This is a genomic window from Pseudomonas sp. LBUM1645, assembly GCF_059716185.1.
Map to the genome: position 1 here is coordinate 1,997,567 of NZ_CP166811.1, position 25,559 is coordinate 2,023,125.

The following is a 25,559-nucleotide window of genomic DNA, read 5'->3' on the forward strand; positions in this document are numbered from 1 at the left end:
GATGTACGCCATCCAAATGTAGGAGCTGCCGGAGGCTGCGATCTTTTCGCTTTCAGACCTTCAAGACCTTCCCGCCAATGGCGACCGCCACCAGCAACACAGCCATCAACCCGAAAGCAAAACTCAAACTGCTGCCATGGGCGATAAACCCGATCAACGCAGGCCCCGCAAGAATGCCGGCATAACCGAGCGTGGTAATGGCCGGCACGGCGACGCTTTCGGGCATCACCGTCTGTTTACCCACGGCGGTGTACAGCACCGGCACAATGTTCGAACAACCCGCCCCCAAGAATGCATAACCCACCAGCGCCGCTTCCCAACTCGGGGCGAAGGTCGCCACAAACAGACCCGCTGCGGCCGTCAACCCACCGAACACAATTACCCGGGTAGCGCCGAGGCGACGCACGATCGAATCACCGGTCAAACGTCCGACGGTCATGGTCAACGCAAACGCCGCGTAACCCAGTCCCGCATAAGCGGTGTCGATCCCGCGCTCCTGCGCCAGGAACACCGCGCTCCAGTCGAGCGCCGCGCCTTCGGCGAGGAACACGATGAAACACATCCCGCCGATGAACAGCACGATGCCATGGGGAACGGCAAACGCCGGCCCCGAACTTTCGCTGCCGTAAGGCAAGAGGTGCGGCGCGGCCTTGGCCAGGGCGATCAGCAGCATCACGATCACCACCAGCGTCGCCCCCAGCGGTGAAACCCCGAAGCCGAGCAGGGCGCTGACGCCCGCCGCACCGACAATCCCGCCGAGGCTGAACAGCCCATGGAAACCCGACATCATGGTCTTGCCGCTGGCCCGTTCGACGATCACCGCTTGCAGGTTCACCGTCGAATCCACCGTGCCAAGGCCCGCGCCGAACATGAACAACGCAGCAATCAACGCCGGAATCGACGTCACCGTCGCCAACAGCGGCAGGGCTGCACAAATCAGCAACACCCCGGCGCTCACCACCCGGCGACAGCCGAAACGCGTGGCCAGAAGCCCCGCCATCGGCATCGCCAGAATCGACCCCACCCCCAGGCACAACAGCAGCAAACCGAGCGTCCCTTCATCCAGCCCGGCCCGAGCCTTGGCATAGGGCACCAGCGGCGCCCACGCGGCGATGCCGAAGCCGGCAATGAAAAAGGCGATGCGCGTGGACATCTGTTCCAGGCGTCCGGGAACAAATGCGGTTTGAGTGTTGAGGTTGGTCATATCAATCCTTGGCAAAAAACGTCGCGTACAAGGGACAGTGACTCACCGGTGAGGGTTCGATCAGCGTCCGCACAAGTTCGCGGTGAGGCAGGGTGACATCCTTGCACAGCCTGACCCTCCATCGCGAGCGCGGGTGTCAGTGCTGTTCGCACAATCCGCGCAGGCGTTCGTCGCGCACCTGCAGAATCTCGAACAAACCCAAAGCCCGTAACGCCGGCAAAGCCTCGACGATGTCGTGTTCGGCCAGACGCCGCTGTTCTTCGCTGGCAGCCGGATCGGCCAGCCTGCGCGCATTGATCAGAAAAGCCCCGACCGTGCCTTTGCGCACAGCAATGCCGTTGAATTGGCCTTGGTCGAGATGATCGGGAAGCAGGTCTTCAGCGCGCATAAAGGTGTCCTTCTGTTGAATGAGTGTTCAGCCTAAAGCGTTGTTCATGGCTAAACTGCGTCATCCAGGTCATTCGATAACGTAAAACTGCCAATGGTTAAACCGCTGATATCCACCGAGCTGGCGCAGTCTTCCACGGCGGCACGGGTGATCGCCATCACTCAGGACAGCCCGGTCGAGCGCCAAAGTGCCTTGCACCAGCATGCCCGCGGCCAGTTGCTGGGGGCACGGCGCGGTTTGCTGTCTGTTGACGCGGCTGATCATCATTGGGTGGTGCCGGCCACCCACGCGGTATGGATTCCGCCGGATTGCCTGCACGGCTTGCGCTCCCACGGTCCGTTCCATGGCTGGAGCGTCTATGTGGCGGCGTCGGCTTGTGCCGAGTTACCGGAGCAGCCGTGCATCATCGCGACCTCGGGCCTGCTCCGAGAGGCCGTCGACCGCGCTGCGACCTGGGGGGAGGGCGCGCTTGATGAGCGACAGGAGCGTGTCGCCCAACTCATTCTCGATGAAATCGCCGCATCGCCCGCCGAGCCTTTCGGCCTGCCGCTGCCCCACGATCCGCGATTGCGCCGGATCACCCAGGCGCTGGTCGATGACCTGGCAGACAACCGCTCACTGGATCAATGGGCGCAGTGGGGCGGTGTGTCGGCGCGAACCCTGACCCGACGCTTCGTCAGCGAAACCGGCTTCACCTTCAGCCAATGGCGCCAGCGCGCACGGTTGTTGCGCGCACTGGAGCTTTTGGCGGCAGGGGAGGCGGTGACGATGATTGCGTTGGAACTGGGGTATGAAAACGTCAGTGCGTTTATTGCGATGTTTCGACGTACGTTCGGGGTGACGCCGGGGCGGTATTTCATCGCCGGACATTGACGCCTAAAGTACAGGCACTTTCTGGCTGACTTCAGGACCGATCCATGACGCCGTTCTACGATGCTCGAGGCAATATCTATGCGGTTGTGGCGCCTGACGCCGTGCGCCGGGTAGGTATAGATCTACCCGAGCAGGCCAATCTCGCTGCGCAAACCCGTGCGGCATGGACTGTTTCGGCTATCGAGGCCTACTGTGGCTGGGCACCCGGCACACAACCGCCAGGCAGCAAGGATCATCGTTGCGATGGTTTGCTGGTCGGGCCGTTTCAAACCTCGCCACCGTTTGACCTGCTGATCGTCAACTCCGACGGCACGCTCGCCGAGCGCAGTGGCAACGGGTTGACGATTTTCTCTCAGGCCCTGAGTGAGCAAGGGCTGCTGCCGAGGGACGAGGTTTGTTTGCTCAGGGTTCATCACGACAAGGCTGATGCGGTTTCACCGGTGGACACTTCGGTGAAACCGGCCGAGATCGAGGGTGTGAAAGGCTTCTGGCTGGATTTGGGCAAACCCTTGTTCGGGCCTGATGCGGTGGGGGCTAAAGGGGTTGAAAGCGTGCTGTTGAACGGTCGCGACGTCAGCCGTGTGCAGCCGTTGTCGGCACTCGATCCCATATGGTCTCGAAGCCAGTTCGTGCGCATCGGCAATCCACATTGTGTGACGCTTTTAGAGAGCGCCGATGCATTGCCGAGCAATGAGCAGATGCGCGAGCCGGGATTGTCCGAAGGGTTGACGCGTATTGCTTATGCCATGCCGACCGGGGCGGGGGAGCCGTGTGCAGCTGGAGTGAATCTGCAATGGGCGATGCTTGAGTCAGAAGGGCGAGTCGTCGCGCGAGTATTCGAGCGCGGAGAAGGGCCGACGGCGTCGTCGGGCACCAGCGCCAGTGCGGTGGCTTGCGCTGCGTGGCGGGTGGGTTGGGTCAGTGCAGGGGAGGTAAAAGTGGTCATGCCCGGCGGTACTGCACCGATTCTTCTGGAGGAAGAGCAGGGTGAGTTGAGTCGAGTCAGGTTGTTCGGCACGGCGCGGTTGATGAGCTGATTGTTAGATCGCCATCGCGAGCAAGCTCGCTCCCACAGGGGGATCTTCAGTGACCACAAATTCTGTGTCAGACAGAGATCAATGTGGGAGCGAGCTTGCTCGCGATGAGGCAAGCCCAATCAACGCAAATCTCAGCTCTGATCGCCGAAGAACTCCACCACCGGCATCTGCCGCTTCATCAACACTTTGCCATCGCGCACTGAATACAGCGGCAGGCCCTGGCTGCGGATCACCTCGTAATCGCTGTCCGCCGACAGAATCAGCAAATTCGCCGGCCGCCCGCGTTCCAGTCCGTAACGATCACCCAGGTTCATGGCCTTGGCGCTGTTGTCGGTGACCAGGTCCAGCGCGCTTTGCAGGTTGCGGTAACCGAGCATGTGGCAGATGTGCAGGCCGGCTTCGAGCACACGCAAGATATTGCCGTTGCCCAGCGGATACCACGGGTCGACGATCGAATCCTGGCCGAAACACACGTTCATTCCCGCTTCCAGCAACTCATTCACTCGGGTCACGCCACGGCGTTTCGGGAAGTTGTCGAAGCGCCCTTGCAGGTGAATGCTTTCGGTGGGGCAGGAGACAAAACTGATTCCTGAATGCCCGAGCAGGCGAAACAGTTTGGCGCAGTAAGCGTTGTCGTAAGAGCCCATGGCCGTGGTGTGGCTGGCGGTGACCCGTGAGCCCATGTCGCGGCTGCGGGCTTCTTCGGCCAGCACTTCCAGAAAGCGTGAGTGCGGGTCGTCGGTTTCATCGCAATGCACGTCCACCAGGCAACCGGTGCGCTCAGCAAGGTCCATCAGGAATTTCACTGAGCTCACGCCTTGATCGCGGGTGTACTCGAAATGCGGAATGCCGCCGACCACATCGGCACCCATGCGGATCGCTTCTTCCATCAGCTCGCGACCGTTGCGGTACGACTCGATGCCTTCCTGCGGGAACGCAACGATCTGCATGTCGATCAGGTGACGGCTTTCCTCGCGCACTTCGAGCATTGCCTTGAGCGCGGTGAGCTGCGGGTCGGTGACGTCGACGTGGGTGCGCACGTGCTGGATGCCGTGGGCGGCGAGGGTCTGGATGGTTTTCTTGGCGCGGGTTTTGGTGTCCTCCTCGGTGATGGTCACCTTGCGCTCGCCCCAGCACTCGATGCCTTCGAACAGCGTGCCGCTCATGTTCCAGCGCGGCTCGCCGGCGGTGAGCGTGGCATCGAGATGAATGTGCGGCTCGACGAAGGGCGGCACCACCAGGTTGCCGCCGGCGTCCAGATCATCGGGGCCCAGGGTTGGGGCCTCGGTCTGTCGGGCGATGCTGCTGATCAGGCCGTTTTCCAAGTGCAACTCATGCAGGCCATCTTGGTTGCGCAGGCGGGCGTTGATGATGTGCATCAGGCGAATCCTTTTATAGATCTTGTAATGGTGCGTTGGCAGTACGGGCACCCAGCACGCCGGTCAGTAACATATACGTTAGCGCGGCAGCGGCAATCCCTACCAGCGGCGCGACCCACGGTGAACTGAACGCAGCGACAGTGCCGACTGCGTAGGCGGCCAAACCGGCCCAGTTGAATGCCGGCAATCGGGCATCGGCCAGACGCGGGTATTGACCACGATAGCGGTAGAAGAAGTCCGCCATGATCACGCCGCCAATCGGTGGAATCACAGTGCCCAGCAGAATCAGGTAGGGCACCAGCATGTCGTACATGCCGAGTAGTGCCAGCAACGTGCCGATCACCGCGCCAGCCAGGGTCACGGTTTTGCGACGGCCGGTGCGTAGCAGGTTGCAACCGGCGACGGCGAAGTTGTAGATGGTGTTGTCCTGGGTGCTCCAGATATTGAGCAGCAGCATCGCCATCGCCGCCATGGCGAAGCCTTGCAACAGCAGCACTTCGACCACGTCCGGTTGCTGGTAGACGATTGCGCCATAGGCACCGATCAACACCATCAGGCCGTTGCCGATGAAGAAACCGATCAGGCTCGCCAGCACCGCGACGCGTGCTGAACGGGAGAAACGCGTCCAGTTGGTTGCCTGGGTCGCACCACTGACGAAGGTGCCGAACACCAGCGTAATCGCAGTCGACCAATCCAGTGTTCCCGTCGGGACTACTGCGAGCAAACCCTCGAGCCCGCCGACCTTCACCGTGGCGACCCACATCGACAGCATCAGCAGCAACATCATCGCCGGTACGGCGATGTACGACAGAATCTCCAGGCCGCGATAACCGACATACGCGGTCGCGCAAAACACCAGGCCGAACAGCACCATCAGCCCGAGAACGGTGCCCTCGCTCAACTCAAAATACTTGCCCAGCACCACGGCGGCAGTGGCCGTGCCCCAGGCGTACCAACCGATCTGGGTAAAACCGAGGATCAGGTCGCTGAGCTTGCTGCCCACTTCACCGAAACAAAAGCGTCCCATCAACACCGAATTCAGGCCGCTCTTGAAGGCGATGTAACCCAAGCCTGCGGCGTAGATCCCCAGCAGCAGATTGCCGACGACAATCACCGCCATCATCTCGCCGAAACTGAAGGCCACACCCAGCTTGCCGCCGGCAAACATGGTCGCGGTAAAAAAGGTGAAACCCAGCAGCACCATGGCCGTTGAGGCCAGGCCTTTGCGGGCATGCATCGGGACTTCGCTGAGGGGGTAATCGTTGCCGGGATCGTTCTGCGTCATGGGGCGTTCCTTGCTGAATGAGTGACGCGGGGGCGTGTTGCAGTGGTCGTGCCAAGCGTGGGGTGGTGTAGTTATTTATAGCCGAGCGGGGGAGTTTGGCTTGGGGAAGGGCGCGAAAGAGGTGCACCTGACGGAACACAGAGCCCATGTGGGAGCGAGCCTGCTCGCTCCCACAGTGGATTCGGTTTCTTCAGGGGGATTTGTGTTGCGGCAGAAACCGCAGCAGCGCCGCGACGATCGCTTCCGGTGCATCTTCCTGAACCAGATGCCCGGCATTCGGAACCGCCTGAAACCGCGACCCCGGAATCATCCGATGCAACGCCCGCCCGCGCTCGATGGGAATCCACTGATCATCTTCCCCCCACAGAATCTGCACCGGACAACGAATCGTCGGGTACAGCCCTTCGGCCTCACGGGTATATCGCTCGTCCATCTGCGCGATCTGCCGATAGAACGCCGCTTGCCCCGGATCGCCGAGCCACGGCTGCACATACGGCGCCAGTTCAGGGTCGGGAATTTCGCGCTTGATCGCCCCGCGAATATAGGTCGGCACAATCGCCCGCTGAATGTAATCGGGCAGGCCACTGAATGCCGCCTCATGCTGACGCACATGCTGCACAAACGGCGAACCCCAGGGCGTCAGCGCCACGGGATCGATCAGCGTCAGGCTGCGGTAGTCCTTGCCGTTCAGCAGGTGAGCACGCAGGGCGGTGGCGCCGCCGAAGTCGTGAGCGACGAGGTCTGGTCGCTCCAGACCCCAGTGATCGAGCAAGTGAGCCAACAGGTCGTTCTGCACACCCAGCGACACATCGCCCTCGATTTTCTCCGATAGCCCATAACCCAGCAGATCAAAGTAATGCACCCGATGGGTGGTGATGAAGTGCGGAGCAATCCGGTGCCACACGTAAGAAGAGAAGGGCGTGCCATGCACGAACACCAACGGTGGGCCGTCACCCCGCACGGCGTAGCGAACGGAGCGCCCGTTGAAACGATAGGTCTGAGGCAGCGGCCAGTCAGTCATTGGGGGTGTCCTCTTGGCGTGGGGGAGCCAAAAAGCATAGGCATAAAAAAACAGCCATTGAAGGCTGTTTTTATATTCACTGACGAAACGCCTGTCCCTGTGGGGGCGAGCCTTCGATGGACGCAGAATTAGCATACGGCGCAAATCCCTTGTGGGAGCGAGCTTGCTCGCGATGGCGGCCTGGCAGTCAAATTGATGTTGAATGTACAGACGCTATCGCGAGCAAGCTCGCTCCCACAGGTTTTTAGTGCGCTCAGCCCAGCAATTTGCTCATGTGCACACGGCGCAGGCCATTCTCTTCGACGCGGTGGGTTTCGACATACCCGCGGCGGGTGTACAGCGTAATGTTTTCGCTCATGGCTTCGTTGGTGTACAGCCGGATCGTTGGGTAACCCGCGTCGAGTGCGTGGTGTTCGGCGAAGTCCAGCAACTGACGGCCATAACCTTGTCCCTTGACCGCCGGGCTGACCGCGATGTTGTCCAGCAGCAAGTACTCTTCCGTGTCGATCAACACCACAAAGCCGCTGAGTGTCTGCTCGTGGGCGAGTACATGGACGCGCCTGGCCAGCACTTGACTGGCGTAGTCATCCAGCATCGGTGCGGGTTTGCGGCCGATACGCTCGATGTAAGGCGAGTAAGCCGCCTCGACGATGGCCTCGATCTGCGCGATATCCTCAAGGGTAGCGGGACGAATAAGCAGCGACATCAGGCGGGTTCCTTTGGGCCAAGGATGAGGCCCGACTGTACCGGGGAGGACGGCGAAACGACAGGCATAAAAAAACCACCGTCGCCGGTGGTTCTTTTCAATCGGGTGTTTTTACTCACCGTGATAGATGCAGCCGCTGGTGCACGTCTCGTGAATGCGGATCGCGCTGAGTTCCGGCAGCAGAGGCTTCAATTCTTTCCAGATGAATTTGGCCAGCACTTCACTGGTCGGGTTTTCCAGGCCAGGAATGTCGTTCAGGTAGTTATGGTCCAGGCGCTCATAGAGCGGCTTGAAGATCGCCTTGATTTCCGAGAAATCGCGGATCCAGCCCGTGTGCGGATCGAGGTCGCCGCTCAGGTGGATCGCCACTTTGAACGAGTGACCGTGCAGGCGGCCGCACTTGTGGCCTTCCGGTACGTGGGGCAGGCGGTGGGCGGATTCGAAGGTGAACTCTTTGAAAATTTCCACAGTGGTTTCAGCTCTGTCAGGTGGCGATCGCCGCGGCGATGTGGGCAGGCGGCGAGTTTAACAGTTTGCGTTTGGCGTTGCGGGAAAACACTGACTAAAGGGTCAGCAAGCGCTCCCCGAGGCGACCGCTGGCAGCCAGTTCGAGGAACTCATCGCCCATGCGACGGCTTTCATCCATCGTCGTGCGCCAGTATTTCTGCCGGCTCGGGGCATCGCCCATGAAGCGTTTGAAGTCGTTGCGGTCCGGGAGTTTGCCGTAGGGCAGGCGCGCCAGGTAATCCTTTGATGGCGCCAGCAACAGGACATCCTGCAAGCGTGCAGGGCAAGCGCGACGCCACGGCAAGGTCTTGTCGAACCAGCCGGGAATGACCCGGTCGGTGAAGTGCGGATAGATCACGATGTCGTTGCCGCTGTAGGGCAGGTCGAGGTGATAGTCCAGCAGACCGCCATCGCGAAAAGTCCCGGCACCGGCACCCGGCAGGTCACGCACGCCTTCCATCACCATCGGGATCGAGCCTGATGCGAGCAAGGCTTGGCGCAGGTTGCCGGCATTCAGCGCAACGAAGCGCGAGGGGAAATCGTTGAGTGCGTTGACCGGCGGTGCCAGGCGCGGATCGTGAATGATCAGCCGCTCGAAATGCCGCGACAGCCGCGCGCGACCGCGCAGGTTGTCGGCGATCACCGATGACAGTCCCAGTCCCAGTCGGCCGCGATGATCGTCCGCCAGCAGGCCGTGGCTTTTGACCACCATGATGTTCAGTCGGTAATGGGCGTTGTCCAGAATCGAAGCATCGCGGCCATCAAGCAGCTCATCGAGCATGCGCCGGGAGCTCTGGCTGATCTGTGCCATGGTCACGCCCTTGGCGAAGTTCTGCTCGGTGTAGAGGTGACCGAGGCGGCGGATACCTTCGGCGGCATCCGGCAGGCACGCGCTGGCGAAGCGCCAGGAGCCCACCGACGCACCGATCAACGAGCGCTCCCGCGGTGCCGCCGGCAGCCATTCGCCGAACAACGCCAGGTCCAGACCTTGAATCCCCAGCGCCTTGGGACCACCGGCGGCACCCGGCAGTGTGCCGACATCGGCAGCGCTCAAACCGTTTTCACGGATGCGCGCCAAGGCGCGAGGGCCAGCCTTGAGGGTCAGCGAGGGGAACTTGATGTGGATAGCGGTCATACCGGTCTCGAATGCAGGTAAGCGGGGGATTATAAGTGCATGAATCCCCTGTGGGAGCGAGCTTGCTCGCGATAGCGGTGTATCAGTCGGTATTAATGTTGGCTGACACACCGCTATCGCGAGCAAGCTCGCTCCCACAGGGTTTTGTGTATGCCTGCGATGTCGTGTTGCCATCCTCAATGATGGCAATTCAGTTTCAATTAAGTTCGCCCCGTTAAGGTGCACTCCGTAGGCAACACATAAAAAAATACGGAGACACCCCATGAAAATCCTGACTGCCCTGTTCACCGCGTCCATCATCGGCATGACCGCCAGCATCGCCCACGCTCGCGACCTCGGCCCCGACGAAGCCCTGAGACTGCGCGACGCTGGTACCATTGTGTCTTTCGAGAAGCTCAACGCTACCGCTCTGACCAAACACCCTGGTGCCACCATCACCGAAACCGAGCTGGAAGAAGAGTACGGCAAGTACATCTATCAGGTGGAATTGCGCGACCCTCAGGGCATTGAGTGGGACCTGGAATTGGACGCTGTCAGCGGGCAGATTCTCAAGGATCATCAGGATACGTAATGAAGGTAAATCTATGCACCAGAGGTCGAATGGCTCTGGCGCTTCTGGCTTTTTGCTCGGTGGTCATGGCCCGCGACCTGGATCAGGACGAAGCCCTGCGCCTGCGTCAGCAGGGCGTGATCCTGCCGCTGGAGCAGCTGTTGCAGCAAGCGCTGGACCGCTATCCCGGGGCCAAACTGCTGGAAGCCGAGCTTGAAGAGAAACACGACGTCTATGTTTATGAAGTCGAGCTGCTGACCACCGAAGGTGTGGTCCGCGAACTGGACCTCGACGCCACCACCGGCCAGTTACTGAAAGACAAGGAAGATTGATCAATGCGTTTGCTTCTGGTGGAAGACCATGTGCCGCTGGCCGACGAACTGATGGCCGGCCTCAACCGGCAGGGGTACGCGGTGGATTGGCTGGCCGACGGTCGCGACGCGGTGTATCAGGGCAGCAGCGAGCCTTATGACCTGATCATCCTCGACCTCGGCCTGCCGGGTTTGCCGGGGCTCGAGGTGCTGACGCAATGGCGGGCCGGTGGTCTGTCCACGCCCGTGCTGATCCTCACCGCCCGTGATTCCTGGGCGGAACGGATCGAAGGCCTCAAGGCCGGCGCCGACGATTACCTGACCAAACCCTTCCACCCCGAAGAACTGCACTTGCGCGTCCAGGCGCTGTTGCGCCGTTCCCATGGCCATGCCAACCAGCCGACGCTCAAGTCTGCCGGACTGCACCTGGACGAAGGCCGCCAATGCGTGACCCGCGACGGCGCCGACATCCAGCTCACCGCCGCTGAATTCCGCCTGCTGCGTTATTTCATGCTGCACCCCGAGCAGATTCTTTCCAAAAGCCACCTCGCCGAACACCTCTACGACGGTGAAACCGAGCGCGACTCCAACGTGCTGGAAGTCCACGTCAACCACCTGCGGCGCAAACTCGGGCGCAGCGTCATCGAAACCCGTCGTGGCCAGGGTTACCTGTTCGGCGGGCAAGCCCAGTGAGGTCGATCCAGCGCCGCTTGAGTCTGGGGCTGATCAGCGTGATGGTGATCGTCGGCCTGGTGCTGGCGCAGACCAGTCTGTGGCTGTTCGAAATGGGTTTGCAACGCTACCTCGAAGCCGGGCTGCGCAACGACAGCGAAAACCTGCTGGTGGCGCTGGTGCGTGGGCCGCAGGGTTTACAGCTGGATGAGCGACACCTGTCGCCGGCCTATCAGCGACCGTTTTCCGGTCATTATTTCCGAATCGATTTTGCCGACAGCCATTGGCGCTCCCGTTCGCTATGGGATCAGGAATTGCCGCGCCTCGACCATGCTGGCCTGCACAGCAATCTGCAATTAGGGCCGGAAGGCCAGCAATTGCTGGTGCTGCGTTCAGACTATCGACGGCTCGGCCAATCGATTTCCATCAGCGTGGCTCAGGATTACACGCCGGTGCGCGAGAGCTTCCAGCGTATGCAACAGGTTGGTCTCGGCCTGGGATTGGCGGGGTTGTTGCTGATTCTGCTGCTGCAACGGATCACCGTGCGCCGCGCCTTGCGTCCGCTGGAAAAGGCGCGTGAGCAGATCGCCCAGTTGCAGCAGGGCCAGCGCTCGCAACTCGATGATCAGGTGCCGGTCGAGCTTGAACCGCTGGTGGCGCAGATCAACCATTTGCTGGCGCACACCGAAGACAGCCTCAAGCGTTCGCGCAATGCGCTGGGCAACCTCGGCCACGCCTTGAAAACCCCGATGGCGGTGTTGTTGAGCCTGGCCTCAAGCGAGAAGCTCGATGCGCATCCGGAGCTGCGCAAGGTCATTAAAGCGCAGCTGGAACAGGTCCAGCAGCGACTCAATCGCGAACTCAATCGCGCACGGTTATCCGGCGATGCGTTGCCGGGGGCGTTGTTTGATTGCGATGCTGAATTGCCTGGGTTACTGGCGACGTTGAACATGATTCATGGTGAGCATCTTGATCTCAGCTACCGGGCGCCGGCCGGTTTGCAACTGCCTTGGGATCGCGAGGATTTGCTCGAACTGCTCGGTAACCTGCTGGACAACGCCTGCAAATGGGCGGACGCCGAGGTTCGGTTGAGCGTGGTCGAGACGGCCGAAGGGTTTGAGTTAAGCGTGGAAGATGATGGGCCGGGGATTCCCGAAAACCAGCGCGATCAGGTGTTCAGCCGGGGTGCTCGGCTTGATGAACAAACGGATGGGCATGGGTTGGGATTGGGGATTGTGCGGGACATCGTCGATACGTGGGGCGGGGTGTTGCGGTTGGAGGAGAGTGAGTGGGGCGGACTAAAGGTAGTCATCGAACTACCCAAACGCTGAGTAACCTGTGGGAGCGAGCTTGCTCGCGATAGCGTCGGCACAATCAGCATCAATGTGACTGACAGTCCGCCATCGCGAGCAAGCTCGCTCCCACATTGGATCTTCAGTGGGCAGTAAGTCCGGGTCAGACCCGAAACTGATCCATCAAACTCTGCTGCTGATTCGCCAGGCTATTGAGTGACTGACTCACCCGCGCCGATTCATTCGCCTGGCCCGACAACGACTCAGTCACATCCCGAATCGTCGCCACGTTGTTGTTGATCTCCTCAGCGACGGCGCTTTGCTCTTCCGCAGCACTGGCGATCTGCAAGTTCATGTCGCTGATCACCGTCACCGCCTCACCAATCTGCCGTAACGCCGTCACCGCCTGACCCACCTGTTCGACACTGCTCTGAGCCTGACGATGGCTGTTGTTCATCGAGCCGACCACGTCCTGAGTGCCGCTCTGCAGCTGCTCAATCACCAGGCGGGTTTCTTCGACAGACTCCTGGGTCCGGCGTGCCAGGTTGCGCACTTCATCGGCCACCACGGCAAAGCCGCGTCCGGCCTCACCGGCACGAGCAGCCTCGATGGCGGCGTTAAGCGCCAGCAGGTTGGTCTGTTCGGCGATGGCCCGAATCACTTCCAGCACCGAACCGATCTTCTCGCTGTTGGCCGCCAGGCCTTCGACTTGAACCATCGCCGCGCTCATGTCAGCGGCGAGGTTGTCGATGCTGGCGGTGGTGCGGTCGATCACGGTCAAACCGCGGCGGGTGGCCTGATCCGCATCCCGCGCTGCCTGTGCCGCTTGCGCTGCACTGCGAGCGACGTCTTGAGCGGTGGCGCTCATTTCGTGGGAAGCGGTAGCGACCTGATCCACCTGACGATATTGCTGTTCCATGCCGGCGCTGGTCTGGGTGGCGATGGCGGACGACTGGTCCGCCGTGCTGCGCGCGTCCTGCACCGAGCGTTTGACCTCGGCGATGATCGGTTGCAGCTTGTCGAGGAAGCGGTTGAACCAGCCGGCCAATTGGCCGAGTTCGTCCTGTTTGTCATAGGCCAGGCGGCGGGTCAGATCGCCTTCGCCGCTGGCAATGTCTTTGAGCATGTGCGCCACACCCAGGATCGGCTTGGTCACGCTGCGGGCCATCAGCCACACCAGCAACAGGCCAATCAACGCGGCCAGCACACCCAGGCCGAGTTCGACCAGGGTGCCGGCGGTGTTGCTTTCATCGAGTTGTTTTTTTAGCGCTTCAGCGGGGCCGACCAGGACTTTCTCCGGCACCTCAAGCAACACGCCCCAGGACTTGCCACCGGGAATCGGCTGGAACGGCGACAGCACTTTGAGTTGTTGATTGTTGTGCAGGCTTTCGGTCTTGCTGCTGGCCGCGAGCATGCGGATCAGCTCGGCACCGTTGGTCTTGTCCACGGTGTCCAGGCGCTGGCTGAGCTTGCTGGCGTCCGGGCTGTAACCGGCCAGCAAACCGACCGGGCTGATGATGCTGACGTTGGTCTGGCCATCATAGAGCTTCTTGCTCGCGCTCTGGCTCATGGCTTGAAGGCTGTTGAGGTTGATGTCCACCGACAGCGAAGCGATGACCTTGCCGTTGACCATCAGCGGGAAAACGATGCTGGTCATCAGCACGTTCTGGCCGTCGATCACGTAGAAGTAGGGTTCGATCACGCAGGGCTTGAGGGTCGTGCGCGGGCAGGTGAACCAGGCGTTGGCCGGTTCGCCGCTAGGGCCGGTGCTGGTGTCGGCCATGTCGCTTTCCGGTAGCGCCATCGACGTCACCTTGCCCGGTGTCGGCTGCGACCAATAGAGCGCGAAACGGCCCTTGTCGTTGCTGCCCAACTCGGCCTGGCCGGCGAACAGATCGTCCTTGCCGTCCAGCGCGTTGGCTTCGAACACCAGCGAGAGGCCGAGCAGGTCCGGGTTGGCTTGCAGGGCCGACTTGACCTGACGCGTCAGGTCTTCACGCAGGTCAAAGGCATCGAGAAAGCGCTTCTCGGCCTGGTCGCGCAGGAACAGCACCTGACGCGAAAAGCCGTGGCCATATTGATAGGCATCCATGAACTGCTGGCGAATCCCCAGCGCCTGGTTTTCGCCTTGGGATTCGATCCGGGCCTGGGCAGCTTCGGTGAGCATCTCCATGCTGGATGCTTTCACCATCTCGGAGCTGTGCTCCATGCGATACAGCGAAAGACCCACCAGCAGGGTCACGATGCCGGCCAGGCACAGCCCGGCCAGCAGGGTGATTTTCCATTGAATGGAAAGTTGTCTGAGCGACATGGAGACGTCCTTTATTCGATAAATATCTGAGACTTTGCACTGTAACGGCCGCGATTCGGCTTTCTTTATGGTCCCTGACGAATAACCATTTCTCCCTGTAGGAGCTGCCGCAGGCTGCGATCTTTTGATCTTTACGTCCTTGATGGCGCCGGAAGATCAAAAGATCGCAGCCTGCGGCAGCTCCTACAGGGATTTGCGTTGGCTTTGACAAGGTGGCAGCGGTCCGGCACAGTGCGCGCCCTCTAATAAAACCCTCTCATTTAATCCGCTGGCGGCTCTTTGCAGACTGCCGGCCGGACTCTTTCCGTTTGCCTTGAGGTAACGATGATTAATGCTGTAATTGCCGCGGTCGGCGTCATGCTGATTCTCAGCCTGTCCCGCGTGCACGTAGTGATCGCGCTGATCGTGGGCGCCCTGGTGGGTGGTTTGACCGGTGACCTGGGCATCGATGCGACACTCAAAGCCTTCAATAGCGGCCTTGGTGGTGGCGCGACCGTCGCGTTGTCCTACGCATTGCTCGGCGCTTTCGCCGTGGCCATTGCCAAGTCCGGCCTGGCCCATGCCCTGGCCGACAAAGCCTTGCTGATGGTCGACCGCCAGCACGCCAGCGGTGGCCGTCAGGTCAAATGGCTGTTGATCGGTTTGCTGTGGGTGGTGGCCATCGCTTCGCAGAACATTCTGCCGATACATATCGCCTTTATTCCGCTGCTGGTGCCGCCACTGTTATATGTGCTGACCAAACTGCAACTGGATCGCCGGTTGATCGCCTGTGTCATGACCTTCGGCCTGATTACGCCGTACATGTTCTTGCCCGTGGGTTTCGGCAACATCTTCCTTAATGAAATCCTGCTGGCCAACGTCGCCCGTAGCGGTGTGGACATCAGCGGCATCAACGTCACCCATGCCATGGGGATTCCGGCATTGGGCATGGTCGTCGGGCTCGCAGCAGCGTTTGTCAGCTACCGCAAGAAGCGGGTCTACGATCTGGAGAAGATCGAGCAAGTCGAACAGGTCGCGGTGCAGTACAACCCGTTGAGCCTGATGGTCGCCGGTCTGGCCATCGCGGTGGCGTTCATCATTCAGCTGTTGCTGGATTCGATGATCATCGGTGCGCTGGCAGGTTTTCTGATTTTTTCGGTGTCGGGGATCGTGAAGTGGCGTGAAACCGACGACCTGTTCACCGAAGGCATGAAGATGATGGCGATGATCGGTTTCATCATGATCGCCGCGTCCGGTTTTGCCGAGGTGATGAAAGCCACCGGGCAGGTGCAGACACTGGTTGAAGCCTCTGCCTCGTGGATCGGCCACAGCAAAGGCATTGGCGCGTTGCTGATGTTGCTGGTCGGACTGTTGGTGACCATGGGCATCGGTTCGTCGTTTTCCACCGTGCCGATCCTGGCCGCGATTTTTGTGCCGTTGTGCGTACAGTTGGGTTTCAGCCCGATCGCCATCGTGTGCATCGTCGGCACTGCCGGTGCGCTGGGCGATGCCGGTTCGCCAGCCTCGGACTCGACTCTCGGCCCGACCTCCGGTCTGAACATCGACGGCCAGCATCACCATATCTGGGACACCGTGGTCCCGACCTTCCTGCACTACAACATTCCGCTGCTGGCGTTCGGCTGGGTGGCGGCGATGGTCCTTTGATTTCAGACCTGTAGGAGCACGGCTTGCCGGCGATGGCGTCCTTGAAATCGCCATCGCGAGCAAGCTCAGCTCCTACAGTTTTTTGTTGGCGTGCCGTTAAAGCCTTTAACCACGCCAATAAAATCAAAAAGAGTGAACCGTCATGCGCATGAGCCTGAAGGCTAAAGTCCTGTCCCTTGCCGTCCTCCCGGTGTTGCTCTTTGCGCTGGTCATCAGCCTGACCACGTTGTTCATTCTGCAGGAGCAGGCCCGCAAGGAAGTCGAGGAAACTCGCCAGCGCCTGCTCAGCGATGCCAAGGCGACGCTGCAAAGCTACGTCGCCGTGGCCATGACCACGATCAAACCTCTTTACGATGCGGCCGCCCCCGGTGATGACGCGGCGCGGGCCCAAGTGGTCAAGTTGCTGTCGAGCATCACCTACGGCAAGGACGGCTACTTCTTCGGCTACGACTCCAACACCGTGCGCCTGTTCAAGGCCAACAGCCCTGAAGGCGTGGGCCAGAGCTTCAAGGACAACCGTGATCCGAACGGCGTCTACGTCAACCGCGACCTGGTGAAAGTCGCCAAGGACGGCACCCACTATCTGCAATACAGCTCACCGCTGCCCGGCAACACCCAAGTGCTGGTGCCGAAACTGGGCTACACCGAATACCTGCCGAAGTGGGACATGGCGGTCGGTACGTCGGTGAACCTCGACGGTATCGAAGCGCAAGTCGCGCTGGTTCAAGCCAAGGTTCAGGAACGCATGGAAGGCGTGGTGCTGAGCATCGTCGGGATTGCCGTCGTGGTGCTGTTGGTGATTGCCGCCGCCGGGATGCTGCTGGCCAACACCATCCTGCGTCCGCTGAACCTGATGAAAGCCAACCTCGATGACATCGCGGCGGGTGAGGGCGACCTGACGCGTCGCCTGACCATCACCAGCCAGGATGAACTCGGCGAACTGGCCGGCTCGTTCAACCGCTTCGTCGACAAGATCCACGGCCTGGTGCGCCAGATCACCGAAATGACCTCGCAACTGACCGGGCTGGTGAATCAGGTCTCCGATCAGGCCCAGCGTTCGGATCAGGCTATGGAGCGTCAGCGTCACGAGACCGATCAGGTCGCCACGGCGATCAACCAAATGTCCGCCGCTGCTCAGGAAGTGGCGAAAAGTGCACAAAACGCCGCCGTGGCTGCCCAGCAGACCGACGAAGAAGGCCAGGCTGCCAAGCGTGTGGTGGCCGGCAGCATTGTGAAGATTCATGCGTTGGTGGACGATATTCGCAGCAGTGGCGTGTCTCTCGACAGCCTGCAAAAAGACGTGTCGTCGATTGTCAGCGTGCTCGGCGTGATCCGTTCGATTGCCGAGCAGACCAATCTGCTGGCCCTCAATGCCGCCATCGAAGCCGCCCGTGCCGGTGAGGCCGGTCGTGGTTTTGCCGTGGTGGCCGACGAGGTTCGAGCGCTGGCCAGTCGCACACAAATCAGCACCCAGGAAATCCAGGGCATGATCGATCGCTTGCAGGCCGGCACTCAGTCGGCGGTGGAAGCAATGCGCCGTTCCAGCGAGGCCGGCGACGGCACGTCGGCTCAGGCCAACGAGGCCGGCGCTTCGCTCGATACCATGGCCCAGCTGATCGGCACCATCAACTCGATGAACGCGCAGATCGCCAGCGCCGCCGAAGAGCAGACCGCCGTGGCCGAAGAGATCAACCGCAGCGTGCATCAGATCGCCGTGGCCGTGGACAGCGTTGCCGACGAAACCCAACTCGGCGCCCAGACTTCCCGCAGCCTGGCTGATCTCGGTCAGCGCCTGGGCAAACTGGTGGGGCAGTTCCGTATCTGACTTTATTCACCGAATATTGGAGGCAAACACTGAACCTGTGGGAGCGAGCTTGCTCGCGATAGCGGTTAATCAGTCACATTGATGCTGGATGTGCCGACGCTATCGCGAGCAAGCTCGCTCCCACAGGGATTGTGGTGCCAACAGACATTACGACCTGTCCCAGTAGGGCACTGTTCCAAAGCATTCCACGAAGAAATCAATCACCGTCCTGACCTTCACCGACAACCGTCGGCTCCCGGGCCACAGTACCGCAATCTGCTGCGGCTCAAGGCTGTTGGACACCTGATACGCCCCGAGTACCGGCACCAGCGTGCCGTTGCGCACCGCTTCACCAATCAGCCACGACGGAAACATCACCAGCCCCAAGCCTTGTTCGGCGGCTTGCGTCAGGGTGTCGGCGTGGTTGCCGGTGATCGGCCCCTTCACCGACCAGGGCGTCCAGTCCTGCTGATCCTTGCGGAAAAACCAGCGTTGCTGGCCGGTCACGCCCTTGTAGGCCAGGCACTGATGTGCAGCCAGTTCTTCGGGATGTTGCGGCGTGCCGTGACGTTCCAAATAGGCCGGGCTCGCGGCGACTTGAAAACGATGGGGCGCCAGAATCCGCGCCTGCATGCCCGAATCGTGCAGCGGGCCGATGCGAAACAGCAGATCGGCGCCTTCCTGTAACGGATCGACGTAGCTGTCGGTCTGCTGGATATCCAGTTGCAGTTTCGGGTAGCGCTCGCAGAGCTGACCCAGCCACGGCGTCAGGTGCCGCTGACCAAACACCACTGGCGCATTGATCCGCACCAGTCCGCTCGGTTCGCTTTGCTGTTCCTGCAAGGCCTGTTCGGCCTCTTCGAGTTGCACCAGCACCAGCCGCGCGTGATGACCGAGCATGCGCCCGGCTTCGGTGGGCGAGACGGCGCGGGTGTGGCGGTAGAGCAATTGCTGGCTCAGGGCTTGCTCCATCAATTGGATTTGCCGGGAAATCGAAGACGGTGCCAGGCCTTCGCGGCGGGCGACTTCAGAAAAACTGCCATGGTCCAGCACCGCTACAAACAGCCGAAGTGCCTTGAATCCCAGATCGTTGAGGCCATGCATGACGAATCCTGCTGTGCGAGTTGCGCAAAAGTGTTGTCAGGATGCTCCCATTTATCGCAAAGGATCGCCAGCCGATAATGCCCACCTATTCCACTGAGAACACAAAACCCTGTGGGAGCGAGCTTGCTCGCGATAGCGATTTGTCAGTCACATTGATGTTGGATGTTCCGGCGCTATCGCGAGCAAGCTCGCTCCCACAAGGGGTCGTGTTCTATCTGATAACTGGTAGGTGTCCCCTCATGCACACTTCTTCAATCGACGACGTTGATGTTGTCGCCACGCCGACCACCCAGACGGGGCTGCGACTGTTGCTGCTGCCGCTGGTGATTCTGGCCGGCATGGGTTTGTCCGTGGAGGCCGGTTTGCTCGGGCCGCTCGGGGTTCAGGTCGGGCACTTGTGGGCGACCTTGAGCATCTTCGGTGTCGGCTCGGCGATTCTGTTTTTGTTGTTGCTGTTCAGCGGTCGGCAACAGGGGCCGGCCTTGAATGAGCTGCCGCGCTGGCAGTTGATCGGCGGGTTTTTGGGGCCGATGTACGTGATCGTGCTGACCTTGGCCACGCCGCACATCGGCATTGCCATGACCATGATCGCGATCCTGTCCGGGCAGGTCGGCAAAAGCGTGTTGATCGACCACTTCGGCTGGTTCGGTGCCACCCGCAAGAAGGTCAACGGTGAACGTTGGCTGGCCTTGCTGCTGATTGTCGCGGCACTTGTTCTGATCGCTCGGGGTTGATGATGAATCTGATTATTTTGTTGGCGGTGGTCGTGGCGGCTGGTGCGGTGTTGAGTGTCCAGGCGGCGATCAATGGGCGGTTGGGCGAAACGGTTGGCGTGTTGCGCAGCAGTTTATTGACCTTCGTGGTCGGTGCCGTGACCACCGGGCTGCTTATCCTGTTTTTCGAACCGGCGCATGCCGTGAGTTTGCTGGACGTGCCGAAATGGCAGCTCAGCGGCGCACTGTTCGGGGTGGTGTACATGATGGTGATGGTTGGCGCGGTGCCGCGGGTCGGTACGGCAGTGGCGACGGTGGCGGTGATCGTCGGGCAACTGGGGATGGGGATGTTGATCGATAACTTCGGCTGGCTGGGCAATCCGGAGATCGAGTTGTCGAGTAGCCGGATGCTGGCGATGGTGTGTCTCGCGTTGGCGTTGCTGTTCATGTATCGCAGCAGTACCCGGCAGGCATAACGCTGACCCTCATGTAGGAGCTGCCGCAGGCTGCGATCTTTTGATTTTTTGTTTCAAAAGCAAGATCAAAAGATCGCAGCCTGCGGCAGCTCCTACACTGGTAAGACGGTGCACATCGGCGGCACCAGATGACCACAACCAATGGAGTCAGACTCATGATCGACAGTGAAAGTATCTGCGACTGCCCCAAATGCAAATGCAAACTGGGCGAACATCCGATCGCGCGCCACGGCAAGCACTATTGCTGTGAAGCCTGCGCCAAGCACCACGAACATGGCGAAGAATGTGCGAGTAAGGGCTGCAAGTGCGCCCAACGCTGACCACTCATCCAAAAAAAAGTGGAGCCTGATCAGGCTCCACTTTCATTTCAATTTGCCGGCCGCCACTTGACGTTTTCTACGCCGAACTTCTCTGCCATCGGCTTGCTGGTTTTTTGCACCTTCTCTCGGCCGAAGCGAGGGATTCGTCCGACCCCCGCATCGCAACTTGCCCAATGCCAAGCCTCCGCGTTATCCATCTTGTCCAGGCGGATGATGAAAGACTTGGGCACGCCATGAAGGGTGTATTCAATGACGAAAAGTTTTGCGTTGTTCATAGAGCCCATATTCCTCCCTGTGGTAATACAAGGATCGTTGGCGTTACGGAAAATTCACTCGAATTGTCAGATGGAGGCCGCCAGTGGCGACAACGCCGGTGGCTCGTTACCATGCAATCTCTGAAACCCCCAATGATTGCTGCCCATGGCCCTTGCCGCGCCCCCAGACCTGAGTGACACCGATGTGCCCGTGCAACCGCTGGCGCGCACCTATCCGCGCGGCTTGTACATTGAGCCGCATGAGCATGTCTGGGGGCAGTTGCTGTATGCAATGAGCGGGGTGATGTGGGTCGAAACGCCCCATGAAGCGCTGGTGGTGCCGCCGCAACGAGCGGTGTGGCTGCCACCCGGTGTGCCCCACGGGATTCGGGTGGTCTCGGATTTACAGATGCGCAACATCTACTTGCGGCCCTCATTGGCGGCGACGCTGGACGACACGGTTCAAGTGATCGAAGTCGGCGGACTGTTGCGTGAACTGATCGTCGGACTGGTGGAGCAGGGCAACGATGGCGCGCCCGAGTATTACGAAGCGCTGGTCGGCCTGGCGCTGCTGGAGCTTAGGCGAGCCAGGCGCTCGCTGCTGAAGATTCCGTTGCCGGATGATTCCGACCGCCGTCTGATGAACCTGTGCCAGGCGGTCATGGCCGCGCCATCGCTGGACATTGCCTTCGAACAACACGCCGAAAACGCTGGTGCCAGCGTGCGCACCCTGGCGCGGTTGTTCAAGGACGGTTTGGGCATGGGCTTCGCCGAATGGCGGCGGCAGGTGCAACTGGCAACGGCGGTGGCGGAGTTGATCCAGGGCGTACCGGTCAGTGCGATTGCCCGGGAGCTGGGTTATTCACCGAGCAGCTTCAGCGACATGTTCCGTCGGGAACTGGGTGTCGCGCCTTCGCAATTTTCCGCGAGCCAACACCAGCCCTAACGAAAACCTACACGTTTGCCTTGCATCCGGCATTAGCGCTTTGGCCGATATTCAGAAGCACTTGGCCGGTGCTCGTCGCTACCGATCTTTAGACTCCGGGCATACGTTAATTAGCCACGGAGTCTGCCATGAGCTACCTCATCTCATTGGTCATCGGTCTGGGCGTCGGTCTGCTCTACGGCGTTCTGGATTTTCGTTCCCCCGCACCACCGGCCATCGCGCTGGTAGGGCTGCTCGGCATGTTGGCCGGTGAGAAGTTGTGGCCAATGGGCCGGCAGCTGGTAACTGGCTGGATCTCCTGAACCGTTTATTCATTCGAGGGAAACGCTCATGAAAGCACTGCAATTCGACAAGACCGGTGACCTCGCGGCCCTGCGCTACGTTGAGGTGCCTACCCCCGTCCCCGGCACCGATGAAGTGCTGGTCCAGATCAAGGCCGCCGGCCTCAACCCCAGCGATGTGAAGAACGTGCTGGGGCGCTTTCCTTACACCACACTGCCGCGGATTCCCGGTCGTGATTTCGCCGGTGTGGTCGTTGAAGGCCCGCAGGCGCTGATCGGTCAGGAAGTCTGGGGCACCGGCCGTGAATTGGGCTTTTTCGCCGACGGCTCGCACGCACAATTCGTCAAACTGCCGGCCAATGGCGTGGCGCAAAAGCCGACCCATCTGAGTTTTGCCCAGGCGGCAAGCCTCGGTGTGCCATACACCACGGCGTGGGATGCGTTGGAGCGCAGCCTGGTGACGGCCGAAACCCGGTTGCTGGTGATCGGTGGCGGGGCGGTTGGCACTGCGGCGTTGGCGCTGGCCAAGGTGCGTGGCGCTCAAGTACTGGCAGCGGCGCGGCGGCCCGAGCAGGTCAAGGATTTGCAGGCCCAGGGGTATCAGACGCTGCAACTGGATAAGCCCGAGGATCTCGGCGCTCAGGTGAACGCCGTGTATGCCGGCGGTGCCGATGTGATTTTCGACACCACCGGTTTCTGGCTGCCGGCCTCGGTCCCGGCGCTGGCCGCGTTCGGTCGCATCGCGATCATCGCCGCACCGGTGGACGGCCTGGTGCAATTGCCGGCCCTGGCGCTGTATCGCAAGGGCGGTTCGGTGGTGGGGATCAACTCGTTGCTGTACGGCGTCCAGGCGTGTGCGGCGATGCTTGATCAGTTCGGCACGTTCTTCGATCAGGGCTTGTTGCCGTTGCCCGAGGGTTTGTTTGAATCGTCGTTGGAGGAAGGGCTGGCGCGGTATGCCGAGGTGAATCAGGGCGGCAGTGACAAGGTGATTTTGTTGCCGTGATTTGAAGGGCAAAAGATCGCAGCCTTCGGCAGCTCCTACATTGCATCGGCGTACACCTGTAGGAGCTGCCGCAGGCTGCGATCTTTTGATTTTGCTTTACGCCTCGGGAACGCCGTTCTCCCACGCCGACCAGTTCTTCAAAATCTCCTGCACCAACGGATTCCCCGTCCGGTACAGATTCTCCAGCGCCGGCACAAACCCACCTTGATCCGCATACTTGAGCAGGTTATCCACCTCACTCTGGCCCGGCGCCGGCCGGTCAAAATCGGAACCCGCACGCACCACCGCCAAACGCTGCACATCCACCAACCCTTCTCGACTCGCCCGCAGCAGCGCTTCATAAGTGGAGTTGTCTTCCTGCTGCGTCGTGCAGTACTCACCTTTGTTATCGGTCAGCAGTTTGGTCCAGACCTCGGCGCGCTCACTCAACCGCGTCCCGGAAAACCAGGTATTGCCCGCCAGCGTGTCGCACTGCGTTACCACCGGCGGCTGATTGGCCGGTGCCGACGGATACTTCATGCGCCATGCGGCCGACTCCTTGCTCTCGCTCAGCTCGACTTTGTGGCTGAGGGCAAAGGCCTTGGCCTGCAACTTCGGGTTTAGTTCGAAGACTTCGGTCTTGTAATCCAGCGGCGGTTTTTCGTTCGGGCCTTTGGTGTTGATGCCGATATAACCGGTCGGCCAGTCTTTCGGCGCGTCCCGGGAATCGATCTCCCACTGAGTGCCAAACTCCACCAGATAATGCGCCCACGCGGTGGTGCCGATGGTCCCGTGTTTCGGGCTGATGCCGGCAATCCCGGCGATCAGGAAATAGCTTTTACGCAGGTCGAATTTCGACGACAACGCCAGGGCCAGGGTCGACGCCGCGGCGTTGGTCTGGCCCATGCCGGTGACCATCAGGCACACCTGCTGACTATTGCAGCGAACGGTCGGGTACTCGGCGGACAGCCCCGGCACCCGCACTTCCTGCTTGAGTTCCAGGCGATCAATCCAGTTTTGCGCCTCGGGGGCGAACATGGTGATCAGCATCACTTTCGGCTGGATCGGCGCTTCAGTCGCCCAGGCCGTTGAGGAGAGCAGGGCGGCACAGGCCAGGGAAAGACGCGTCATTGCATGCATAAAACCTCCTGATTCAAACAAGACTTAAAACTGATAACCGACGCCGGCGTAATAACCCCAACCGTCGGAACGGGCGCGGAAGTTACCGTCGCCAAAATTCAATTCGCTGCCATCCTCCCAGTTGCCGCCGTTGTGGAAATAACGGCCGACCAGGGTGAAACGCAAGTGGGTGAACGAGTACAGCAACACGTTGGTGGCGACGGTGGCGTTGGCCGTGCGAGCCGGGTTGTCCTTGTGCAAATCCGAGCCGAAGTCGAAGTTGGTAAACCCGATGTAGGTCAGTGACGCGCCGTTGCTGAAGCTGCTGATCGGCACGATGTATTTGAGCTGGGCGCGATAGCCGTCCCACGAATACTCGTTGCTGGCACCGTAGTTTTCCCACTGGTAGCGGCCGTAGAAGTTGGCCGACAGGTTGACCCGCGAATGGGTGTCGATGTCGGTGCCCAAACCGCTGTACAGCGTATTGGCGCGGTTAGCGCTGTTACTGCCGTGGTCATAGATCCAGTCGAAGGCCACGTACCATTCCTTGAACGGCCCGATGGCCAGGCTGCGTCCGGCGAGGTAATCGATGGAAATCCGCGGTTCGTGCTCCATGAACACCGGCGAGCCGTGGTCCCACACGCCTTTGTCATGGCTGTTGCCGATGTCGAAGATCTTCGGAATGTCGATGTAGCCGTACAACTCGAACGGCCCCTTGCGCCCGAAGTACTCGTATTCCAGGTAGATATCGTCGGCCGGTTGCGGGCCGAAACTGATGTCTTTGCTGCCGATGACGGTCAGGTCCTGGTTGAACCAGTCCGAGAGGTACACGCCTTTTTTCGGTGGGCTGGCTTCAGGGCTGAGAGTTTCACCCTGGGCGGATTCTTCGGCGGGAGCGGGTTGCGCCAAAATGGTGCTGCTGAGTAGTCCTGTAACGCTGGCCAGCAGCAAGGAAACAGCAAAAGTGCGCGTGCAAGTCACGCGGCTGGACGTGCGGTGCATTAAAAGTCCCTTTTCGTGCGGATCGAAGGCCCGGTTCTGCGGGCTTGCGCGGTTATGTAGCGAAAACGCTTGTATCAGCGACTCGCAAACGTTTGCACAAGGCATACCAGTTTTGCTCAAGGTATGGAAAAGGTTGGGGAATTGGTGGTTTAACTGTCCTTTCGGTCAACGATTCGTGGGACCTCGGGGGAGACGACGTTGATGTAGACTCCTTGGCACTGACTTCACGAGGCGTGCCCC

General features: G+C 60.5%; 27 protein-coding genes and 1 pseudogene. 14 read left to right on the top strand and 14 right to left on the bottom strand.

The window, feature by feature from the left end:
* Positions 1-52: 52 nt before the first annotated feature.
* Together ACA079_RS08760 and ACA079_RS08765 are read right to left on the bottom strand one after the other, a co-directional pair.
* Positions 53-1,204 carry an MFS transporter gene (locus ACA079_RS08760; RefSeq protein ID WP_497703228.1) on the bottom strand — a complete coding sequence of 384 codons (1,152 nt, stop codon included), beginning with the start codon at positions 1,202-1,204 and terminating at the stop codon, positions 53-55.
* A gap of 136 nt (positions 1,205-1,340) precedes the next feature.
* The gene (locus tag ACA079_RS08765; RefSeq protein ID WP_497703229.1) at positions 1,341-1,592 is read right to left on the bottom strand and encodes a hypothetical protein; all 252 of its coding nucleotides are present in this window, start codon (positions 1,590-1,592) and stop codon (positions 1,341-1,343) included.
* Between the two features lie 93 nt (positions 1,593-1,685).
* Here ACA079_RS08765 and ACA079_RS08770 point away from each other — a divergent pair, with 93 nt between their 5' ends.
* Both ACA079_RS08770 and ACA079_RS08775 read left to right on the top strand, forming a co-directional pair.
* A complete protein-coding gene (locus ACA079_RS08770) occupies positions 1,686-2,465 on the top strand; it encodes an AraC family transcriptional regulator (RefSeq protein WP_497703230.1) in 780 nt (259 codons plus the stop codon).
* 44 nt (positions 2,466-2,509) lie between these two features.
* Complete coding sequence (locus ACA079_RS08775) at positions 2,510-3,502, top strand: diaminopimelate epimerase (RefSeq protein ID WP_497703231.1); 993 nt, start codon at positions 2,510-2,512, stop codon at positions 3,500-3,502.
* Between the two features lie 131 nt (positions 3,503-3,633).
* Here ACA079_RS08775 and codA read toward each other — a convergent pair whose 3' ends face one another.
* The 6 genes from codA to ACA079_RS08805 form a co-directional block, all read right to left on the bottom strand.
* Positions 3,634-4,881 carry a cytosine deaminase gene (gene codA, locus ACA079_RS08780; protein ID WP_497633494.1) on the bottom strand — a complete coding sequence of 416 codons (1,248 nt, stop codon included), beginning with the start codon at positions 4,879-4,881 and terminating at the stop codon, positions 3,634-3,636.
* A 13-nt stretch (positions 4,882-4,894) separates the two neighbouring features.
* On the bottom strand, positions 4,895-6,166 hold the full coding sequence (gene codB / locus ACA079_RS08785) for a cytosine permease (protein ID WP_497703232.1): 1,272 nt from the start codon (positions 6,164-6,166) through the stop codon (positions 4,895-4,897).
* A 190-nt stretch (positions 6,167-6,356) separates the two neighbouring features.
* Positions 6,357-7,187: an alpha/beta fold hydrolase gene (locus tag ACA079_RS08790; RefSeq protein WP_497703233.1), complete on the bottom strand. Its 831-nt coding sequence runs from the start codon at positions 7,185-7,187 to the stop codon at positions 6,357-6,359.
* A gap of 253 nt (positions 7,188-7,440) precedes the next feature.
* Positions 7,441-7,893, bottom strand: coding sequence for a GNAT family N-acetyltransferase (locus ACA079_RS08795; RefSeq protein ID WP_497703234.1), 453 nt, complete (start codon positions 7,891-7,893; stop codon positions 7,441-7,443).
* A gap of 111 nt (positions 7,894-8,004) precedes the next feature.
* Entirely contained in the window at positions 8,005-8,361 is a 357-nt protein-coding gene (gene queD / locus ACA079_RS08800) for a 6-carboxytetrahydropterin synthase QueD (protein ID WP_008152165.1), read from the bottom strand.
* Between the two features lie 94 nt (positions 8,362-8,455).
* Positions 8,456-9,535 (bottom strand): patatin-like phospholipase family protein, encoded by a 1,080-nt coding sequence (locus ACA079_RS08805; protein ID WP_497703235.1) that lies wholly within the window; start codon positions 9,533-9,535, stop codon positions 8,456-8,458.
* A 262-nt stretch (positions 9,536-9,797) separates the two neighbouring features.
* Between ACA079_RS08805 and ACA079_RS08810 the strand changes: the two genes are divergently transcribed.
* Genes ACA079_RS08810 through ACA079_RS08825 form a run of 4 tightly spaced genes read left to right on the top strand, consistent with a single transcriptional unit; the run spans position 9,798 to position 12,399 of the window.
* Entirely contained in the window at positions 9,798-10,106 is a 309-nt protein-coding gene (locus ACA079_RS08810) for a PepSY domain-containing protein (protein WP_497703236.1), read from the top strand.
* Positions 10,106-10,417: a PepSY domain-containing protein gene (locus ACA079_RS08815; protein ID WP_497703237.1), complete on the top strand. Its 312-nt coding sequence runs from the start codon at positions 10,106-10,108 to the stop codon at positions 10,415-10,417. The genes ACA079_RS08810 and ACA079_RS08815 overlap by 1 nt, the downstream gene beginning before the upstream one ends.
* A 3-nt stretch (positions 10,418-10,420) precedes the next feature.
* A complete protein-coding gene (locus ACA079_RS08820) occupies positions 10,421-11,089 on the top strand; it encodes a response regulator transcription factor (protein WP_046056064.1) in 669 nt (222 codons plus the stop codon).
* Positions 11,086-12,399 (top strand): sensor histidine kinase, encoded by a 1,314-nt coding sequence (locus tag ACA079_RS08825; RefSeq protein ID WP_497703238.1) that lies wholly within the window; start codon positions 11,086-11,088, stop codon positions 12,397-12,399. Before ACA079_RS08820 ends, ACA079_RS08825 begins: the two co-directional genes overlap by 4 nt.
* A gap of 124 nt (positions 12,400-12,523) precedes the next feature.
* Here the strand turns inward: ACA079_RS08825 and ACA079_RS08830 are convergent, their stop codons facing one another.
* Together ACA079_RS08830 and ACA079_RS08835 are read right to left on the bottom strand one after the other, a co-directional pair.
* Entirely contained in the window at positions 12,524-13,279 is a 756-nt protein-coding gene (locus ACA079_RS08830; protein WP_497704298.1) for a methyl-accepting chemotaxis protein, read from the bottom strand.
* 102 nt (positions 13,280-13,381) lie between these two features.
* A pseudogene (locus ACA079_RS08835) lies at positions 13,382-14,671 on the bottom strand (methyl-accepting chemotaxis protein); the annotation flags it as partial.
* A 327-nt stretch (positions 14,672-14,998) separates the two neighbouring features.
* On the opposite strand from ACA079_RS08835, the gene ACA079_RS08840 reads away from it, so the two are divergent.
* The gene (locus ACA079_RS08840; RefSeq protein ID WP_497704299.1) at positions 14,999-16,315 is read left to right on the top strand and encodes a Na+/H+ antiporter family protein; all 1,317 of its coding nucleotides are present in this window, start codon (positions 14,999-15,001) and stop codon (positions 16,313-16,315) included.
* Between the two features lie 148 nt (positions 16,316-16,463).
* Complete coding sequence (ctpM, locus tag ACA079_RS08845) at positions 16,464-18,140, top strand: methyl-accepting chemotaxis protein CtpM (protein WP_497704300.1); 1,677 nt, start codon at positions 16,464-16,466, stop codon at positions 18,138-18,140.
* A gap of 147 nt (positions 18,141-18,287) precedes the next feature.
* On the opposite strand, the gene ACA079_RS08850 is transcribed toward ctpM, so the two are convergent.
* Entirely contained in the window at positions 18,288-19,223 is a 936-nt protein-coding gene (locus tag ACA079_RS08850) for a LysR family transcriptional regulator (RefSeq protein ID WP_497703239.1), read from the bottom strand.
* A gap of 239 nt (positions 19,224-19,462) precedes the next feature.
* Here ACA079_RS08850 and ACA079_RS08855 point away from each other — a divergent pair, with 239 nt between their 5' ends.
* From ACA079_RS08855 to ACA079_RS08865, 3 genes are all read left to right on the top strand, one after another.
* Entirely contained in the window at positions 19,463-19,957 is a 495-nt protein-coding gene (locus tag ACA079_RS08855) for a DMT family transporter (protein WP_497703240.1), read from the top strand.
* On the top strand, positions 19,957-20,412 hold the full coding sequence (locus ACA079_RS08860) for a DMT family transporter (RefSeq protein ID WP_497703241.1): 456 nt from the start codon (positions 19,957-19,959) through the stop codon (positions 20,410-20,412). Before ACA079_RS08855 ends, ACA079_RS08860 begins: the two co-directional genes overlap by 1 nt.
* Before the next feature lie 155 nt (positions 20,413-20,567).
* Positions 20,568-20,732: a metallothionein gene (locus ACA079_RS08865; RefSeq protein ID WP_008152144.1), complete on the top strand. Its 165-nt coding sequence runs from the start codon at positions 20,568-20,570 to the stop codon at positions 20,730-20,732.
* Positions 20,733-20,779: 47 nt separating this feature from the next.
* On the opposite strand, the gene ACA079_RS08870 is transcribed toward ACA079_RS08865, so the two are convergent.
* Entirely contained in the window at positions 20,780-21,007 is a 228-nt protein-coding gene (locus ACA079_RS08870) for a DUF6555 family protein (protein ID WP_047527456.1), read from the bottom strand.
* Positions 21,008-21,152: 145 nt separating this feature from the next.
* Here ACA079_RS08870 and ACA079_RS08875 point away from each other — a divergent pair, with 145 nt between their 5' ends.
* From ACA079_RS08875 to ACA079_RS08885, 3 genes are all read left to right on the top strand, one after another.
* Complete coding sequence (locus ACA079_RS08875) at positions 21,153-21,932, top strand: AraC family transcriptional regulator (RefSeq protein ID WP_497703242.1); 780 nt, start codon at positions 21,153-21,155, stop codon at positions 21,930-21,932.
* Between the two features lie 128 nt (positions 21,933-22,060).
* Entirely contained in the window at positions 22,061-22,234 is a 174-nt protein-coding gene (locus tag ACA079_RS08880; protein WP_497703243.1) for a DUF1427 family protein, read from the top strand.
* Between the two features lie 28 nt (positions 22,235-22,262).
* A complete protein-coding gene (locus ACA079_RS08885; protein WP_497703244.1) occupies positions 22,263-23,219 on the top strand; it encodes a quinone oxidoreductase family protein in 957 nt (318 codons plus the stop codon).
* Between the two features lie 96 nt (positions 23,220-23,315).
* On the opposite strand, the gene ACA079_RS08890 is transcribed toward ACA079_RS08885, so the two are convergent.
* Positions 23,316-24,338: a purine-nucleoside phosphorylase gene (locus ACA079_RS08890; RefSeq protein WP_497703245.1), complete on the bottom strand. Its 1,023-nt coding sequence runs from the start codon at positions 24,336-24,338 to the stop codon at positions 23,316-23,318.
* A 24-nt stretch (positions 24,339-24,362) separates the two neighbouring features.
* On the bottom strand, positions 24,363-25,319 hold the full coding sequence (locus ACA079_RS08895; protein WP_497703246.1) for a nucleoside-specific channel-forming protein Tsx: 957 nt from the start codon (positions 25,317-25,319) through the stop codon (positions 24,363-24,365).
* Positions 25,320-25,559: the final 240 nt, after the last annotated feature.

Bases quoted from the DNA above. Each gene is read 5' to 3' on its own strand.
- ACA079_RS08890 (WP_497703245.1), bottom strand. From the start codon at position 24,338: ATGCATGCAATGACGCGTCTTTCCCTGGCCTGTGCCGCCCTGCTCTCC.
- ctpM (WP_497704300.1), top strand. From the start codon at position 16,464: ATGAGCCTGAAGGCTAAAGTCCTGTCCCTTGCCGTCCTCCCGGTGTTG.
- ACA079_RS08880 (WP_497703243.1), top strand. From the start codon at position 22,061: ATGAGCTACCTCATCTCATTGGTCATCGGTCTGGGCGTCGGTCTGCTC.
- ACA079_RS08875 (WP_497703242.1), top strand. From the start codon at position 21,153: ATGGCCCTTGCCGCGCCCCCAGACCTGAGTGACACCGATGTGCCCGTG.
- ACA079_RS08805 (WP_497703235.1), bottom strand. From the start codon at position 9,535: ATGACCGCTATCCACATCAAGTTCCCCTCGCTGACCCTCAAGGCTGGC.
- ACA079_RS08870 (WP_047527456.1), bottom strand. From the start codon at position 21,007: ATGAACAACGCAAAACTTTTCGTCATTGAATACACCCTTCATGGCGTG.
- ACA079_RS08760 (WP_497703228.1), bottom strand. From the start codon at position 1,204: ATGACCAACCTCAACACTCAAACCGCATTTGTTCCCGGACGCCTGGAA.
- ACA079_RS08775 (WP_497703231.1), top strand. From the start codon at position 2,510: ATGACGCCGTTCTACGATGCTCGAGGCAATATCTATGCGGTTGTGGCG.
- ACA079_RS08865 (WP_008152144.1), top strand. From the start codon at position 20,568: ATGATCGACAGTGAAAGTATCTGCGACTGCCCCAAATGCAAATGCAAA.
- ACA079_RS08885 (WP_497703244.1), top strand. From the start codon at position 22,263: ATGAAAGCACTGCAATTCGACAAGACCGGTGACCTCGCGGCCCTGCGC.
- codB (WP_497703232.1), bottom strand. From the start codon at position 6,166: ATGACGCAGAACGATCCCGGCAACGATTACCCCCTCAGCGAAGTCCCG.
- ACA079_RS08850 (WP_497703239.1), bottom strand. From the start codon at position 19,223: ATGCATGGCCTCAACGATCTGGGATTCAAGGCACTTCGGCTGTTTGTA.
- ACA079_RS08770 (WP_497703230.1), top strand. From the start codon at position 1,686: ATGGTTAAACCGCTGATATCCACCGAGCTGGCGCAGTCTTCCACGGCG.
- ACA079_RS08810 (WP_497703236.1), top strand. From the start codon at position 9,798: ATGAAAATCCTGACTGCCCTGTTCACCGCGTCCATCATCGGCATGACC.
- ACA079_RS08860 (WP_497703241.1), top strand. From the start codon at position 19,957: ATGATGAATCTGATTATTTTGTTGGCGGTGGTCGTGGCGGCTGGTGCG.
- ACA079_RS08855 (WP_497703240.1), top strand. From the start codon at position 19,463: ATGCACACTTCTTCAATCGACGACGTTGATGTTGTCGCCACGCCGACC.
- ACA079_RS08765 (WP_497703229.1), bottom strand. From the start codon at position 1,592: ATGCGCGCTGAAGACCTGCTTCCCGATCATCTCGACCAAGGCCAATTC.
- ACA079_RS08820 (WP_046056064.1), top strand. From the start codon at position 10,421: ATGCGTTTGCTTCTGGTGGAAGACCATGTGCCGCTGGCCGACGAACTG.
- ACA079_RS08790 (WP_497703233.1), bottom strand. From the start codon at position 7,187: ATGACTGACTGGCCGCTGCCTCAGACCTATCGTTTCAACGGGCGCTCC.
- ACA079_RS08795 (WP_497703234.1), bottom strand. From the start codon at position 7,893: ATGTCGCTGCTTATTCGTCCCGCTACCCTTGAGGATATCGCGCAGATC.
- ACA079_RS08815 (WP_497703237.1), top strand. From the start codon at position 10,106: ATGAAGGTAAATCTATGCACCAGAGGTCGAATGGCTCTGGCGCTTCTG.
- ACA079_RS08895 (WP_497703246.1), bottom strand. From the start codon at position 25,319: ATGCACCGCACGTCCAGCCGCGTGACTTGCACGCGCACTTTTGCTGTT.
- ACA079_RS08830 (WP_497704298.1), bottom strand. From the start codon at position 13,279: ATGGAACAGCAATATCGTCAGGTGGATCAGGTCGCTACCGCTTCCCAC.
- codA (WP_497633494.1), bottom strand. From the start codon at position 4,881: ATGCACATCATCAACGCCCGCCTGCGCAACCAAGATGGCCTGCATGAG.